Below are 15,819 nucleotides of genomic sequence, written 5' to 3' on the forward strand. Positions count from 1 at the left end.
AATTTAATTTATACATAAAATAAAAAGTTTCCTGTAAAAAGGAAACTTTTTTTGTTTTATGATAATTTTTGAAATAATCAATTTTCAGTAAAAAATTTTGTTTTGATATCTTCTGGAATAAGTGAAGATATTTTGACTTGGTACTATTTTTTTATTTTTAAATAATCTTACTTCAAAAATCGTAGAACAGAATATTTAGATGAAAACTGTAGAATTTAAGATTTTGTGCCAAAATAGCTTAAAATTCGCATTCAGAAAGGTATTAAAAATCGATTATCTATTTCTTTTCGATAATATATATCAAACTTGAATATTCGCCCGATTTTGATGCTTTTATGTTAGAAACGAGTCCGTAGATCATGCCTTTTAGCCAAAAAAGTGGTGATTTTTTATATTTTTCGCTTAACATTGAAATATAAAACGAATCGAGTAGAAGTGGTTTGATTTTTTTAATTTTCCAGGAATCGTTGTTCATTAATTTTTCCATGCCCGATTTTGAGAAATGAAAGACATGTCTGGGCACATCATAAGCCGCCCAAAACTCTTTATATTTTAAAGCGTCATAAGAAGTTGGATTTGGAACTGCAATAATTAAAAGTCCGTTTTCTTTTAGCTTGCTGTAAAATTCCTGTAACATTTCATCCTGATTTTCGATATGTTCGAAAACATGCCAAAGCGTAATTGCATCTAATGATTCTTCTTTTATAAAATCAAGACTGTTGATAATTTTAGTTTTGCGAACTTTTTTGATGGCATAGTTACTTGCTGATTCACTCGGTTCAAAACCGAATGTTTCAAAATCATTTTCAATATATTTTACAAATTCCCCAGCACCGCATCCGTAATCTAAAACTTTTTTATTTTTTCCTACAAAGTCAAATAGTATATTTCTTTTATAATTTAAATTGAAATTCTGAAGAAATTTATAAAGTTTCTCTTTCAGTGATCCTGAATCTTGATGATGTGAAATGTAATCTTTGCTATCATAATACGCTGAAATATTTTCAGGAATAGGATCTGTTTTAAAAACTCCAGGAACTGAAGTTTCTTTTATTTCGAATTCTTCTTGAGTAAGAAAATGATCTTTAACTTTCATATATCGAGTAGAGCAAGTATAAAATTTAATGTTTCACGTGAAACATTATTTTAAATAGATTAATAGAATGTTGATATCCGCAGGAGAAACACCACTAATTCTTGCTGCTTGTGCAATCGTTTTTGGTTTTACTTTATTGAATTTTTGTTTCGCTTCTGCAGAAAGAGATTTTAGATTATTATAATCAAAATCATCCGGAATTTTTATCGTTTCCAAACGAGTTAGTTTTGCAACATTATCTCTTTCTTTCTCAATATAACCTTTGTATTTGATATTGATTTCTGCCTGTTCTTTTACTTCAGTAGAGTACTGTTGAGTAACTTCTTTAATGAAATCAATTTCTTCTAATTTCTCCAAAGTCATATTTGGTCTCGTTAGAATCTGCGCTGATCGATATGCTTGATCAACTTTAGCTGAAGAGATACTTTCTAATACTGGATTAATGACTCCAGGTTTTAGAGAAGTGTCTTTTAGAAAGCTTTCCAACTGATTACTTTTAGCTATTTTATCCTGTACTTTGATTAATCTTTCTTCATTCGCTAAGCCTAAATTATACGACTTTTCTGTTAGTCGGATATCAGCATTATCTTGACGTAATAACAATCTGTATTCAGCTCTGGAAGTAAACATACGGTAAGGTTCATCTGTTCCTTTGGTAATTAAATCATCGATAAGAACTCCAATATAGGCTTCGTCTCTATTTAAAGTGAACGCTTCTTTTTCGTGAACTTTATTATGGGCATTAATTCCGGCAATTAAACCTTGTCCAGCTGCTTCTTCGTAACCTGTTGTTCCATTAATTTGACCTGCGAAATATAGGTTTTCAATTAACTTCGTTTCTAAAGTATGGTGTAATTGAGTAGGAGGGAAGTAGTCATATTCAATCGCATAACCAGGACGGAATACTTTAGCATTTGCAAAACCTGGAATGTGACGCATTGCTTTCAATTGGATATCTTCTGGAAGGGAAGAACTGAAACCATTCACGTAGATTTCAACGGTTCTCCATCCTTCTGGTTCTACAAATAATTGATGACGTTCGCGTTCTGCAAAACGATTAATTTTATCTTCAATACTTGGACAATATCTGGGTCCAATACTTTGAATCGTACCATTAAACATTGGACTTCTATCGAAACCTTCTCTTAATATTTCATGAACTGTTTCGTTGGTATAAACGATATGACAGCTCATTTGTTTAGTTAATTTCGGGCTGTCTAAATAGGAGAATTTCTTCGGATTTTCATCCCCTTTTTGTTCTTCCATTTTGGAATAATCCAATGATCTGCCATCTACTCGTGGAGGAGTTCCGGTTTTCATTCGTCCTGATTCGAAACCTAAAGTAACCAGTTGTTCAGTGATTCCAAATGCGCGAGGTTCGCCCATTCTACCACCGCCGAGTTGTTTATCTCCAACGTGAATTAATCCATTAAGGAATGTTCCGTTGGTTAATACCACAGATTTACCTTTAATTTCTAATCCTAAGGAAGTGATAACTCCGGCAACTCTGTTATTTTCTATGATTAAACTCTTCACCATATCCTGGAAAAAGTCTAAGTTTGGAGTATTTTCTAGAGCAATTCGCCATTCCTCTGCAAATAACATTCTGTCGTTTTGGGTTCTTGGAGACCACATTGCAGGACCTTTGGATAGATTAAGCATCTTGAATTGGATGGCAGACTTATCTGCAATAATTCCGGAGTAACCACCCATTGCGTCTATTTCCCGAACAATCTGTCCTTTTGCAATTCCGCCCATGGCAGGATTACAAGACATTTGTCCAATGGTTTGCATGTTCATTGTAATGAGTAAGGTTTTGGAACCCAGGTTGGCTGCGGCTGCTGCAGCTTCTGAACCTGCGTGTCCAGCGCCTACTACAATAACGTCGTATATTTCGTTTATCATTTTGATATGTTAAATGTTTCACGTGAAACATTAATAAAATTGGATTAAATTTCTACACTTTAGCCCCGATGGAAGCGTCATCCTATTGTGCAGCGGTAGCGGAACAATAGATATAGCGGACAGCGGGATTAAGCTTCTAAAAAATATTTAGATAGAAATCTTCTTTACTACGCATTTCGGTTTTTTCTTCGTCAGTTTTATCTTTGTATCCGCACAGATGAAGAAGTCCGTGGGCTAAAACTCTGTGTAGTTCTGAAGTGAAATCTTTTGAATGCGAGATTGCGTTCTCAGAAATGCGGGGCAAAGATACAAAAATATCTGCCGAAATGGTTTTGCCTTTCACATAGTCGAAGGTGATGACATCGGTATAATAGTCGTGTTGTAGGAAGTCACGATTTACTTTTAGTAATCCATCATCCGATAGAAAGATGTAGCTAATCTTGCCTACCTTCTTGCCTTCATGGATTATTAATTTTTTTAACCAATCAGTGGTGTTGGTATTGATTTCGATCGGGTCGATATCTTCAAAGAAAAATTGTATCATAATTTAAAACCAATGTCCCAGAATTACGCTGAACATCCCTTTATTAATTCTTAATGAATGGCTATAGTTAATTTTTATCTGACCAAAAGGTGATTTGTAACCTGCAGTTAGTCCTGCGGAGGAATCTGTTATATGTAAAATATCATCAACATTTAGATCATCAAATAGATTTGCAAATGAAAAATTGGTGTCGATAAAATAATTTTTTGCTACTTTAAATTGAAATACATTTGACGAACTCAATATATTTCTCGCAAAGACCTGACCAAATTCGTAACCTTGAAACTTGACGAAATTCCCTAAATTCTGTTCAAAAATACCACCTAAGCGATATTGATAATAAGGACTTAAAACATCACCAATGGTAAACCCTCCGAATAAACCGAGGCGATAAGTCAGCCAAGAGGTAAGTGGGAAATTTAACTGAGTTGTAATTTTTGCCTGCAAAGTTTTTCCGTCATCATATTTATCGAGGATATCCAAAACCTTACCTTCTGCATTCAATAAAAATCCTTTGGTAGGAAAACTTCGATCGTCCTGAGTATCGCTTTTAATGAATAGGTAAGCATTTACATAATTTTCTGGATTGCTGAAACTTGTGTTTCCGAAAGGTTTTGATTCGAAATAATCGCTGCTCAAACCTCCTCCAACTGCATATCTGTCTCGCCAAACTGACTGGATAAAGACTTCGTTGCGAAACCAGTTCCACTTGTCGTAAACGTTACCACCATCGTCTGTAAGATTCAATGACATCCCTGAGGCGTAGAATCCTAATCCTGGAATATAGCCGTTGTCGATAAAATAGTTGAAATAAAACCGTGGCTGATCACCAACTACAATATCGAGAGAAGATGTTGAATTTCGAAACAACAGTCTTTTAGAAGTAGCATTTAAAAGTAATCCAGTTTTGAAAATTTCATCATAGTGTAATCCAAAACGTAAGAAGAAGCGCGTGTCGTCTTCTGTAACATCTAATTTTAGGAAGTTCTTATCATCGTGCTGAATGATGTCATAATTTATTAAGCGGTAGTTATTGGTGGCATATAACTTATCGACCATTTTATTGATACCGCCGTAAGTCTGTAGTGAAGGAATCTTTAAATTCATTTTTCCTAAGACGTAATTTTTTCTGAAAATATGGTCATTTTCGAGAGCGAGACTATCAATTTTGTAAACATTAGAATAGACGGTACTCATAGGAGCCCGCAACAATTTGTCTTCTCTTTTTGGAAGTAAGGAGAGCGTTTGCGCGTATTTTTGAGCTTCAACATATCCAGAATCAAGAATGGCCTGTTTAGCATCGTAGCTTGTGGCACTGGTTCCATCTAAGTTAGGGTGAATATTGATGTCGGTATATTTGTACTGGATTTTTGTTTCCTTTTGAATGCCAAAATCAATAACCTGATTTAAAATTGAAATTGCAGATGTTAAATCTTTTCTACTGGATAAACCTTGGCTCAAATCTACTCCAATTACAATATCAATTCCTTTGTCTTTTAATGGTTGAGATGGATAATTAATCGTCATCGCTCCATCGATATAAAGAGAATCTCCAATTTTCACCGGATCCATTAAAGATGGAAATGCTGAACTCGCCATAATCGAACTTACTAAATCGCCACTTTCAAATAGTTTCATTCCGCCACTTTCCAGGTTGGTTGCAACACACATAAATGGAATCGGTAACTTGGAGAAATCGGTGATGGTAGAAACATTTTTAAAGAGTTCTTTCAGTAAATAGATGTTTTTCTGACCTGTAGAAATTGCTCTTGGTAACACGTTTATTTTACCATTTTTTATCGGAACTGTTAAGATATAATTATCAACTGATTTATTGAAAAATGAAGTTTCCTGACGGTTTTTTTCATTGGCAATAATCGAGTAGAAATCCGTATCCATCACTATTTTTTCGATTTCTTTTCCAGTGTAACCAGAAGCGTATAATCCGCCAACAATAGCTCCCATGCTCGTTCCGGAGATATAATCAATTTTTACTCCTAAGGAATCAAGTACTTTTAAAACACCTATATGAGCAAAACCTTTTGCGCCACCTCCTGAAAGTGATAAACCAATTTTGGGATTTTTTGGAATGGTAAAACCTTCCTTAACCTGCGCATTTAAAGAAATGTTCAGAAAAAGAAATAATAAGTAGATGAGAAATTTTTTCATTTAATCTTTGATATAAATACGCTTAACGCGTCTTGATATTGAAGTTAGAACTTCATAAGATATTGTTTTACAATAGCCTGCGAAATCTTCTAGGGATGGATTTGAGTTAAAGATAATAACTTCTTCTCCTTCCTTCGCTATAAAATCGCCTAAATCGATCATCATCATGTCCATACAAACATTCCCAACAATCGGAAAAAGGGTCTTTCTAATGCCAACAAAACCTGCATTATTACCAACTAATCGTGGGATTCCATCTGCATAACCAACGGGAATTGTAGCAATATTAGTATTCTTAGATGCTTTGAATTTTCTATTATAACCAACTGATTCTCCTTCTTTTACCTGTGATATTTGAGAAATAACCGTTTTAAAAGTTACAGCACTTTTGAGCTGTTTTTTAATTTCTGGATTGGCAGAAATCCCGACCATTCCAATCCCGATTCTGACCATATCAAACTGATAATCAGCAAAATTTACAATTCCTGAAGTATTAAGAATATGTCTGATTGGTTGATCATCTAAACCCTTAATAAGTGTTAGCGAATTTTCATTAAAGATATGAATTTGTTCTAAAGTATATTCGTTTTCCTCATCATCATCAGAAGATGATAAATGACTGAATATCGATTTCACCTTTACATTCATCGTCTTCAACCTGTCAATGAGTTCATCTAATTCATCTTTCTTAAAACCAAGACGATGCATTCCGGTTTCCAACTTGATATGAATCGGGTATCGATGTTGAATTCCTTTCTGAATCAGTTTTTCATTAAATAATTCAAGCACGCGGAAACTATAAATTTCCGGCTCCAAATTATAATCGATGATGATATTGTAACTGTGTTGTTCTGGATTCATCACCATAATTGGCGTTGTAATTCCGTTTTTTCGTAAATCAACTCCTTCATCAGCATAAGCGACTCCTAAGTAATCGATATGATGATGCTGCAAAAATTCAGCAATTTCATAACCTCCCAAACCGTAAGAATATGCTTTTACCATTGCCATCATTTTGGTTTCAGGTTTTAATAAAGCTTTGTGAACATTAATATTGTGGAGAATAGAATTTAAATTTACTTCTAAAACAGTATCGTGTTTCTGTAATTCGAGGTAAGATTTTACTTTGTCGATTTCAAATTTTCTGGCTCCTTTTAGAAGAATAAGTTGATCTTCTATTTGGTTAAGTTGAACGCTTTCAATGAGTTCAGTTGTGTTACTGAAAGTAAAAGTTGTAGCATTAAATAATCTTTCCAGTTTCGTTATTTCATCACCAATCAGAAAGACTGAATTGAAATTTTGTTCGTTCGTTAGAGAAGCAACTTCCTGATATAACTGATCAGCATTTTTCCCTTCAACAAAATCGGTGAGGATTAAAGTTTTATTCGGCTTATTATATTCATTGATGTTCTGAAAGGCGATTTTCAACGAATCTAAATCAAGATTAAAGGAATCATTAATAATTAAATTATTGCGAATTCCATTCACACTCTCTAATCGCATTTCTACTGATTTCAAGGAATTCAATTTTTCGACAATCTTTGAATTATCAAAACCAAATTCTTTTAAAACTGAAATTACACACAAAACATTGCTGATCGTAGCCTCATCTCTTTGATTAATCGGAACAGAAAACTCTTCATTAAAATATTGAATGACGACATCTTGTGATCTGTCTTTCCAATTATTTTTAATAAAAACATTATTGTGATTTTTAAAGCCAAATGATATTAATTTTTTACTTGAATAGATCTGAGTTATTTTATTATAAACCAATTCATTATCACCATTAAAAATAATAGTTTCTGAATTTTTAAATAACTTAATTTTTTCATTAGTAATATCTTCAATAGAATCAAAGTTGGAAGAATGGGCGGTACCGATATGGGTAAGAATTCCAAGTTGTGGTGAGAATAAATCTTCAAGAATAATCATCTCATTGGGTTTTGAAATCCCAACTTCAAAAATTCCTAACTGATGTTTTTTATTGATTTCAAGTAAAGAGAGTGGAAGTCCTAATTGTGAATTAAAACTTTTCGGACTTTTTACCGTTGCGTAATCATGAAACAAAGATTGATACAACCATTCTTTCACAATCGTTTTACCATTACTTCCCGTAATTCCTATCGTTTTTAAATCAAATTGTTCGAGATGGTATTTAGCGATTTTCTGAAGAAATTTAATTGAGTTTTCAACAATAATCCAAGTGATATTTTCATATTGCGGAAAATGATGTTCAGAAATGATGATATCAATTCCTTTTTCAATTGCCGACTGAATATACTTTTCCCCTGAATTTTTTGAAGTATTAATCGCCAGAAATGCCGTATCGTTTACTGAAAATAATGTTCTACTGTCGTAGGCAATATTTTTAATGTGCAGATTTTCGTCACCAATTAATTGGGATCCGGTAATTTCTGCAATCTGTCGGGTGGTGTAGTTCATCGATTTTCGTTGTTCAGAAACTCTTCATTGAAAACTTTTCTGCTCACGGCTTCATAATTTTCGGTTTCACCTAACTGAACCAAATCAGTGCTGGTCGAAGTTCTCATCGAATGATTAGCAAGATTTCCGGTTCTTTTACAGATGGCGTGAACTTTCGTAACGTATTCTGCGGTTGCCATTAAATTCGGAATTGGCCCAAATGGTCGGCCCATAAAATCCATATCCAAACCAGCGATAACAACTCGTATTCCACTGTTAGCTAATTTGTTAGCAACTTCTACAATACTTTCGTCAAAAAATTGAGCTTCATCAATTCCGACCACATCGCAGTTGGAACCTAACAGTAAAATTTCGCTTGGACTTTCTACAGGCGTACTTCGAATTTTATTTTGATTGTGAGAAACGACTTCTTCATCCGCGTATCTTGTATCCAGTTTTGGTTTAAAGATTTCCACGTTTTGTCCTGCCATTTCTGCACGCCGTAACCGCCGGATTAACTCTTCAGTTTTTCCCGAAAACATCGAGCCGCAGATTACTTCCATCCACCCGCTTTGTTTTGCGTGATTTATTGTATTTTCTAAAAACATTTGTTAATTTAGCCGTAAGATTTAAAAGCCCAAAATTACGGAAATTTAATAAGATTCTGATATGCAAAGTCTCCAAGATATTCACGATAAAATTTTTTTTGAAACCAAAAGTATTCTCGAAACACTCTGTAAAATTCATTCAAAAGATGAACTTCTGGCGAAACAAGATTTGTTTACAGAACTAACCGATAGAATTGCTTTTTTAAGAATTCTCGAAAAAAATGAGGATAGTTTTAATGAAATTCTGGATGGTAAAAGTGCTGATAATCAGTTTAATAATGATAATAAAATCATTGATGAAGCAACTGAACATGTAGAATTTAATGAAACTGATTTTTCCGATGATTTTATGGAAGAAGAAGTAATGTTCACCAATGAGCTTAATGATTTTGAGGATGAAATTGAGATTGAAGATAAAACTTTTAGTCATCCATTACATGATGAAAGTATAGAAGATCCCAATGAAGAAATTGAAATAGATTCTATTTCTGAAGCAGATTTATCGGAAGACTACGAAATTCCTTTAATTGTGGAACAGGAAGAACCGAATTATGCCGAAAGAGTTGCACAGAAAGAAAGAGATTTTGAGGAAATGGAAGAACGCCGTCGTACAATTGTTGAGTTTACAAAGCACGAAACTGTAGTCGAAGATGAGAAAGATAGTACAGAAAATAAAACTGAAACTCCGCAACAACAAGCTGAGAAAAAATTCAAGTTAGCCAATATCAAAGGGATAAAAGTAGTTCAACAATTATTTGATCTTGATACATTAGAAGAGGACGAACCAATTAAGGAGCCTCAAACTGATCAAGGTAGTTTGTTGAATACTAATGTGAAAACTGATTTTATGCAGGCCGAAAGAAAGAAGCCTGAATTCAGATTGGACCTTAATGATAAAGTAGCGTTTGCTAAAAGTTTATTTGCGGGCAATGAAGAAGAATTAAAAGCAACAATCGAAAAACTAAACAGTTTCAGTACTTTGGAAGAAGCTAAACAATATCTCAGCGAAATTTATTACAAAAAAGACTGGAGTAAAGTTGACGAATATGCACAAAGACTTTGGAATTTGGTCGAAAATAAATTCATGTAAGCACTGAAACTTTGAATATGATAAAAAATATAACAGATTTCCAAAACGTCTTTTTCATTGGAGTTGCGGGAGTCGGAATGAGCGCCATTGCTCAATATTTAAAAGGAATTGGAAAAGAAGTCTCCGGAAGTGATCGATATTTTCATCCCGGAGAATACAACAAAACCAAGGAACAATTAGAAGCCGAAGGAATCAATTGCTTTCTTCAAGACGGAAGTGGAATTACTGATAAAACAGATTTAATCGTAGTTTCTACCGCAATTGAAGATACCGTTTACGAAGTTCAAAAAGCCAAAGAATTAGGAATTCAAATTATTAAAAGAAGCGAGCTTTTATCAATTATCGCAAAAAGTAAAAAGACAATTGCTGTGGCTGGAACTTCCGGTAAATCGACTACTTCAGCGATGTTGTATCAAATTTTATTAGATGCTCAATTAGAACCGAGTATTATTTCCGGAGCTGGTTTAACAAGCATTATCAAACAAGGTAAAATTGGAAATGCCGCCATCGGAAAAGGAGAGTGGCTCATTATTGAGGCTGATGAAAGTGACGGTTCTGTTGTTCAGTATCAACCTGAAATTGGATTGCTTTTAAACATTGATAAAGACCATCAGGAAATCGATGAATTGATCGAATTATTTACGATTTTTAAAAACAATACAAATAGCTTATTTGTTGTCAATCAGTCAAATACACTTGCTAAATCTTTGTCGGCGAATTCGAGAAATGATTTCGGATTTGAAGATGAAAATGCAGGCTATTCTGCAGAGAATTTTAAACAGGATGGATTGTCACTAACCTTTGAAGTTTTAAATCAGAAATTTCAAATGAATTCTCTGGGACAACATTCAGTTGAGAACGCAACTGCTGCAATAGCCGTCGCAAATCAAATCGGAATTGATTTGAAAACCTGCGCAGAAAGCTTAGCAACCTACGAAGGAATTTATCGCCGCCATCAAATCCTCGGACAGAAAAATGATGTCTGGGTGATTGATGATTACGCTCACAATCCAGCTAAATGTGCCGCTTCAATAAAAGCGTGTCAACCTTTAGCCGAAAAAGTAATTGCCTGGTTTCAACCACATGGCTATAAACCAACACGATTTTTAAAAGATGATTTTATTCAAGAAATCGCCGATTCTTTAAGACCACAAGATGAAATCTGGATGAGCGAAATCTTCTACGCCGGCGGAACTGCAGTCAAAGATATTTCAGCCAATGATTTAATTGAAGGCATTAAATCAAAAGGGAAAAACGCCCATTTCGTAGAAGACAGAAATGATTTGTTAGAAGCCTTAAAACCCGAACTAAAAGAAGGAACTGTTTTGCTTTTAATGGGCGCGAGAGATCCAAGTTTGGAAAATTTCTGTAAGGAATTATTTGAAAATTTGTAAAATTAAAATTAATCCTTCAAGATTTCAAAAACCTTGAAGGATTCCATAAATAAAAAATGAGCGGAACCCTATATTTTGTTCCCACACCCGTTGGGAACTTAGAAGACATGACTTTCAGAGCGGTAAAAATTCTGAAAGAAGTCGATTATATTTTATGTGAAGATACCCGAACTTCGGGTTTTCTTTTGAAGCATTATGAAATATCGAAGCCGCTGAAATCGTATCACTTACATAATGAACATCAAACCACTCAGAAAGTAGTTGATGACTTGAAAAACGGACAAAACATCGCAATCATTACTGATGCAGGAACTCCGGGAATTTCAGATCCCGGTTATCTTTTATCCAAAGCAGTTTCAGATAATGATTTAGAAATGCAGTGCTTACCGGGAGCGACAGCTTTTGTTCCCGCTTTGGTTGTTTCGGGATTGCCGAATAACGAATTTTTATTTGCGGGATTTTTACCTCAGAAAAAAGGTCGTCAAACCAAGTTGAAACAATTAGCTGAAGAAAAGAAAACCATCATTCTCTACGAAAGTCCACACAAGATAAATACGACTTTAGAACAGATTAAAGAATTCTTTGGCGAAGAAACAAAAGTGAGTTTAAGCCGTGAGATCTCCAAAAAATTTGAAGAAACTAAACGGGGAACAATCAATGAGTTAATTGACTTCTCTAAAAGCAAAACTTTAAAAGGTGAGATCGTATTAGTCATCAATAATGTCGTGAGTAAAGAAGATGACGAAGAGAAACCTTTGTCTAAAAACAAGTACAAAAATTTAGAAAATTAAACGAAAATAATATGGGATTATTAGAAGGAAAAGTTGCCCTGATTACCGGCGCAACGAGAGGAATCGGAAAAGGAATAGCAGAAGTTTTCGCTAAACAAGGCGCACACGTTGCTTTCACGTACGCCGGTTCTGTCGATAAAGCAAAAGCTTTGGAAGAAGAATTAGGAAAAATAACCAAAGTGAAATCTTACCAGTCAGATGCGTCCGATTATGATGCGGCGCAACAATTGGCTGCCGACGTAATCGCTGACTTCGGTAAAATTGATATTCTGATTAATAATGCCGGAATTACCAGAGATAATTTAATGCTTAGAATGTCCAAAGACGATTGGGATACCATTATCAAAGTGAATTTAGATTCAGTTTTCAACTTGACCAAAGCGGTGATTAAGCCGATGATGAAAGCAAGATCAGGATCAATCATCAATATGACTTCGGTTGTTGGTGTGAAAGGAAATGCTGGTCAGGCGAATTATGCAGCTTCAAAAGCGGGTGTCATTGGTTTCTCAAAATCAATTGCACTTGAATTAGGTTCTAGAAATATCCGTTGCAACGCGATTGCGCCAGGATTTATTGAAACTGAAATGACGGCTGCTTTAGACGAAAAAACCGTTCAGGGTTGGAGAGAATCTATTCCTTTAAAACGTGGTGGTCAGCCGGAAGATGTCGCCAATGCATGCGTTTTCCTGGCGAGCGATATGTCCAATTATATCACCGGTCAGGTCCTGAATGTTGATGGTGGCATGCTAACCTAATTGTTCAAAAAATAGAATGAGGAGCAACAAGATTTGTGCTTCTTACAACAACCCGTCCCGCTCTCCGCTCTATCTTTTTCTTTTTTCGAGAAAAAGAAAAAGGATGCCGCTGCGATCGGGGCTAAAATGAAAAGTATTTCTTCTTACTAACAATTTGAGCAGTTGAATTGTTAGTAAGTTTTCTTACTAATTTTTATTAGTTAGTGGGTTAATTGCTAATTCGGAATATTTTTTGTATTCCTATAATCTTGTAATTTTTTTTAATGATTATGAGTGAATTATTGCAATTATATAAAAACACACGTTCGCATTCCGTAGCGCTCTGTGAACCACTGGAGATTGAAGACTATATTCCACAGCCTGTGGATTTTGCAAGTCCGCCTAAATGGCATTTAAGCCATTCTACCTGGTTTTTTGAGGAAATGATTTTAAAGAAATTCTTTAAAAATTATAAAATTTTTCATCCTCACTTTTCATTTTTATTCAATAGTTATTATCAAACCGTCGGGGAACGCGCGATCCGTACAGAACGTGGTACCATGACAAGACCTACCGTTGCGGAAGTTTATAAATACCGTCAATACGTAGATGCTCACATCGAAAAACTTTTGCAGGAAAATAACGCTCCTGAATTACAAGAATTGATCATTCTGGGAATAAATCATGAACAGCAGCACCAGGAATTATTAATTACCGATTTAAAACATACTCTTTCTTACAACCCGATTCATCCTGTTTATAAGGAAGGTTTTAATCTCACTGCCCAGAAAAATGAAGTAGAAGGTTGGTTAAAAATTCCAGAGGGAATTTATGAAATAGGATTTGAAGGCGAAGGTTTTCATTTCGATAATGAAGAAGGTCGACACAAAGTATTTTTACATGAATTTGAAATATCCAAAAGTTTAGTGACCAATGCAGATTTCCTGGAATTTATGGAAGCTGGTGGTTACGAAAATTTTAAATATTGGCTCGATGAAGGCTGGAATTGGGTGAATGAAAACCAAATCAATTCTCCTCTTTATTGGGAGGAGATTGAGGGAAAATGGTGTTCTTATACATTAGAAGGTTTAAAACTTATTGAGCCAGATCATATTTTAACACATATTTCCTTTTACGAAGCACAAGCTTTTGCAACCTGGAAAGGTTTGCGATTGCCTACAGAATTTGAATGGGAAGCTGCAGCTGACCAATTAAAATGGGGAAAAAGATGGGAGTGGACCTATTCCGCTTATCTTCCTTATCCAAAATTTAAAATTGCAGAAGGCGCAGTTGGCGAATACAATGGTAAATTCATGGTCAGCCAAATGGTTTTGCGAGGTGCTTCAACAGCAACACCAAAAGGACATGAAAGAAAGACTTACAGAAACTTTTTTCAACCCAAATACAGATGGCAATTAACCGGAATAAGATTAGCAAAATGATAGAAAATTCTACTTTTTTAAAGGATGTTAATGAAGGTTTGAGTCATCATCCTAAATATCTTTCTTCTCATTATTTTTATGATAAAGCAGGAGACGAGCTTTTCCAAAAGATTATGGAGATGCCCGAATATTATTTGACCAATTCTGAACTGGAAATTTTCAAAAAACAAAGTGAAGCTTTAATTCAATCATTTGATATTAATCCAAATGAAGAATTTGAACTCATTGAATTGGGAGCAGGCGACGGAAAGAAAACAAAATATTTGCTCAAAGCTTTGCTCGATCGAAAGTTCAGGTTTAAATATATTCCGGTAGATATTTCTCAAAATACCCTTTCTGTGATTACGGACAAGATGGAAAATTTATTTCCAGATCTGCAGATTGATTCCCGACAAGGCGATTACTTTCAGGTTTTAGATGAACTTTTTATTTCTACAAAACCCAAAGTCATTTTATTTATCGGTTCTAGTTTGGGAAATATGCAGGATGAAATTGCAAAAGGTTTTTTAAATAAGATTTCGAAGCATTTAAAGCAAAATGAAAAATTACTTTTAGGTGTAGATCTCATCAAATCGGAGGAAATTGTACTTCCGGCGTATCATGATTCTGCCGGTATTACAAGAGATTTTAATTTTAATTTATTGCACAGAATCAATCGGGAATTGGGTGCAGATTTTAAGGTTGAACATTTTGAACATGCTCCTGAATATACCGAAACAGAAGGAATTGCAAAAAGCTATTTAAAAAGCACCAAAAAGCAAGCGGTTTACATCAAAGAATTAGCGAGATCATTTGAATTTGACGAAAATGAATTGATTCATACAGAGATTTCTAGAAAGTATAATGATGAAATTTTAAATAATTTACTTGAAGGTTCTCAACTGGAAATCAAAGATAAATTTTTAGATTCCAAAGAGTATTTTGCAGATTATATTTTAGAAAAAAAATGAAATCACAATTACCTTCTCGCGGAATTTTAGGATTAGGTTCAAATTCTACCCAATATTATTTGCAGAGAATTCATCAAAAATATAAGGAACGAAATCAGGAGTTCTCAACTTGTCCATTGATTCTATATCAAATTGATTTTCAAGAAATAAACCCTTATTTACCTGCTCAATTTTCAATCTTAAAACCGACTTTAAAAAATTATTTAAATCAAATATCACAACTAGGAATTTCTAAGTTACTGATTCCCAATATCACCTTGCACGAAACTTTAGATCAAATTGAAAGTCCTTTAGAAATTTGTCACGCCGTAGATTTAGCAACCAAATATTTGTTGGAAAGTGGTATTTCCAAAATCACACTCTTCGGAACTTTACACACCATGAATTCTGATTATTTGAAAAGGAAAATATCGGCCAAAAACATCGAAATAGTTTTGCCTGAAGAAGAAGACCAACAAGCAATTGACTATTTCAGAAAACAAGTTTATAATGGAAAAGCGACAACATTTCAGATTGATCAATTTCAAAAATTAATCAAGAAATATGGTGAGAAAAATACAGTCCTAATTGCCTGCACTGAACTCTCGATGTTTGCTTTTAAAAATGAAAAACATTGTGTAGATATGGCGGAATTACAAATCGAAGATTTTTTAAAATAAACCAAAAAGTAAA

At 34.3% G+C, this 15,819-nt stretch carries 13 protein-coding genes; 7 read left to right on the plus strand and 6 right to left on the minus strand.

Going from position 1 to position 15,819, the window contains the following annotated elements; translation table 11 throughout:
• Positions 1 to 277 precede the first annotated feature (277 nt).
• The 6 genes from Q73A0000_RS12555 to Q73A0000_RS12580 all read right to left on the minus strand — a co-directional run bounded on the left by Q73A0000_RS12555 (position 278) and on the right by Q73A0000_RS12580 (position 8,746).
• Entirely contained in the window at positions 278 to 1,096 is an 819-nt protein-coding gene (locus tag Q73A0000_RS12555; protein ID WP_193811273.1) for a class I SAM-dependent methyltransferase, read from the minus strand.
• A gap of 45 nt (positions 1,097 to 1,141) precedes the next feature.
• Positions 1,142 to 3,001 (minus strand): tRNA uridine-5-carboxymethylaminomethyl(34) synthesis enzyme MnmG, encoded by a 1,860-nt coding sequence (gene mnmG / locus Q73A0000_RS12560; RefSeq protein WP_193811274.1) that lies wholly within the window; start codon positions 2,999 to 3,001, stop codon positions 1,142 to 1,144.
• A 136-nt stretch (positions 3,002 to 3,137) separates the two neighbouring features.
• Positions 3,138 to 3,545 (minus strand): rRNA maturation RNase YbeY, encoded by a 408-nt coding sequence (gene ybeY / locus Q73A0000_RS12565; RefSeq protein ID WP_193811275.1) that lies wholly within the window; start codon positions 3,543 to 3,545, stop codon positions 3,138 to 3,140.
• 3 nt (positions 3,546 to 3,548) lie between these two features.
• Positions 3,549 to 5,714 (minus strand): patatin-like phospholipase family protein, encoded by a 2,166-nt coding sequence (locus Q73A0000_RS12570; protein WP_193811276.1) that lies wholly within the window; start codon positions 5,712 to 5,714, stop codon positions 3,549 to 3,551.
• The gene (locus Q73A0000_RS12575) at positions 5,715 to 8,159 is read right to left on the minus strand and encodes a bifunctional UDP-N-acetylmuramoyl-tripeptide:D-alanyl-D-alanine ligase/alanine racemase (RefSeq protein WP_193811277.1); all 2,445 of its coding nucleotides are present in this window, start codon (positions 8,157 to 8,159) and stop codon (positions 5,715 to 5,717) included.
• Complete coding sequence (locus Q73A0000_RS12580; RefSeq protein WP_193811278.1) at positions 8,156 to 8,746, minus strand: thymidine kinase; 591 nt, start codon at positions 8,744 to 8,746, stop codon at positions 8,156 to 8,158. The genes Q73A0000_RS12575 and Q73A0000_RS12580 overlap by 4 nt, the downstream gene beginning before the upstream one ends.
• A 61-nt stretch (positions 8,747 to 8,807) precedes the next feature.
• Between Q73A0000_RS12580 and Q73A0000_RS12585 the strand changes: the two genes are divergently transcribed.
• The 7 genes from Q73A0000_RS12585 to Q73A0000_RS12615 all read left to right on the plus strand — a co-directional run bounded on the left by Q73A0000_RS12585 (position 8,808) and on the right by Q73A0000_RS12615 (position 15,806).
• Positions 8,808 to 9,836, plus strand: a complete 1,029-nt coding sequence (locus Q73A0000_RS12585) for a hypothetical protein (protein ID WP_193811279.1) — start codon at positions 8,808 to 8,810, stop codon at positions 9,834 to 9,836.
• Positions 9,837 to 9,853: 17 nt separating this feature from the next.
• Positions 9,854 to 11,230 (plus strand): UDP-N-acetylmuramate--L-alanine ligase, encoded by a 1,377-nt coding sequence (locus Q73A0000_RS12590; protein WP_193811280.1) that lies wholly within the window; start codon positions 9,854 to 9,856, stop codon positions 11,228 to 11,230.
• A gap of 56 nt (positions 11,231 to 11,286) precedes the next feature.
• Positions 11,287 to 12,021, plus strand: coding sequence for a 16S rRNA (cytidine(1402)-2'-O)-methyltransferase (rsmI, locus tag Q73A0000_RS12595; RefSeq protein ID WP_193811281.1), 735 nt, complete (start codon positions 11,287 to 11,289; stop codon positions 12,019 to 12,021).
• Positions 12,022 to 12,032: 11 nt separating this feature from the next.
• Positions 12,033 to 12,776, plus strand: a complete 744-nt coding sequence (fabG, locus tag Q73A0000_RS12600; protein ID WP_193811282.1) for a 3-oxoacyl-[acyl-carrier-protein] reductase — start codon at positions 12,033 to 12,035, stop codon at positions 12,774 to 12,776.
• 269 nt (positions 12,777 to 13,045) lie between these two features.
• A complete protein-coding gene (gene egtB / locus Q73A0000_RS12605; protein ID WP_208458780.1) occupies positions 13,046 to 14,197 on the plus strand; it encodes an ergothioneine biosynthesis protein EgtB in 1,152 nt (383 codons plus the stop codon).
• Positions 14,194 to 15,147: an L-histidine N(alpha)-methyltransferase gene (locus Q73A0000_RS12610; RefSeq protein ID WP_193811284.1), complete on the plus strand. Its 954-nt coding sequence runs from the start codon at positions 14,194 to 14,196 to the stop codon at positions 15,145 to 15,147. Before egtB ends, Q73A0000_RS12610 begins: the two co-directional genes overlap by 4 nt.
• Positions 15,144 to 15,806 (plus strand): aspartate/glutamate racemase family protein, encoded by a 663-nt coding sequence (locus Q73A0000_RS12615; RefSeq protein ID WP_193811285.1) that lies wholly within the window; start codon positions 15,144 to 15,146, stop codon positions 15,804 to 15,806. The genes Q73A0000_RS12610 and Q73A0000_RS12615 overlap by 4 nt, the downstream gene beginning before the upstream one ends.
• Positions 15,807 to 15,819: the final 13 nt, after the last annotated feature.

The sequence above is a fragment of the Kaistella flava (ex Peng et al. 2021) genome, from assembly GCF_015191005.1.
GTDB lineage: Bacteria > Bacteroidota > Bacteroidia > Flavobacteriales > Weeksellaceae > Kaistella > Kaistella flava.

Coding starts and splice junctions, on each gene's coding strand:
- Q73A0000_RS12555 (WP_193811273.1), bottom strand. CDS start 1,096: ATGAAAGTTAAAGATCATTTTCTTACTCAAGAAGAATTCGAAATAAAA.
- mnmG (WP_193811274.1), bottom strand. CDS start 3,001: ATGATAAACGAAATATACGACGTTATTGTAGTAGGCGCTGGACACGCA.
- ybeY (WP_193811275.1), bottom strand. CDS start 3,545: ATGATACAATTTTTCTTTGAAGATATCGACCCGATCGAAATCAATACC.
- Q73A0000_RS12570 (WP_193811276.1), bottom strand. CDS start 5,714: ATGAAAAAATTTCTCATCTACTTATTATTTCTTTTTCTGAACATTTCT.
- Q73A0000_RS12575 (WP_193811277.1), bottom strand. CDS start 8,159: ATGAACTACACCACCCGACAGATTGCAGAAATTACCGGATCCCAATTA.
- Q73A0000_RS12580 (WP_193811278.1), bottom strand. CDS start 8,746: ATGTTTTTAGAAAATACAATAAATCACGCAAAACAAAGCGGGTGGATG.
- Q73A0000_RS12585 (WP_193811279.1), top strand. CDS start 8,808: ATGCAAAGTCTCCAAGATATTCACGATAAAATTTTTTTTGAAACCAAA.
- Q73A0000_RS12590 (WP_193811280.1), top strand. CDS start 9,854: ATGATAAAAAATATAACAGATTTCCAAAACGTCTTTTTCATTGGAGTT.
- rsmI (WP_193811281.1), top strand. CDS start 11,287: ATGAGCGGAACCCTATATTTTGTTCCCACACCCGTTGGGAACTTAGAA.
- fabG (WP_193811282.1), top strand. CDS start 12,033: ATGGGATTATTAGAAGGAAAAGTTGCCCTGATTACCGGCGCAACGAGA.
- egtB (WP_208458780.1), top strand. CDS start 13,046: ATGAGTGAATTATTGCAATTATATAAAAACACACGTTCGCATTCCGTA.
- Q73A0000_RS12610 (WP_193811284.1), top strand. CDS start 14,194: ATGATAGAAAATTCTACTTTTTTAAAGGATGTTAATGAAGGTTTGAGT.
- Q73A0000_RS12615 (WP_193811285.1), top strand. CDS start 15,144: ATGAAATCACAATTACCTTCTCGCGGAATTTTAGGATTAGGTTCAAAT.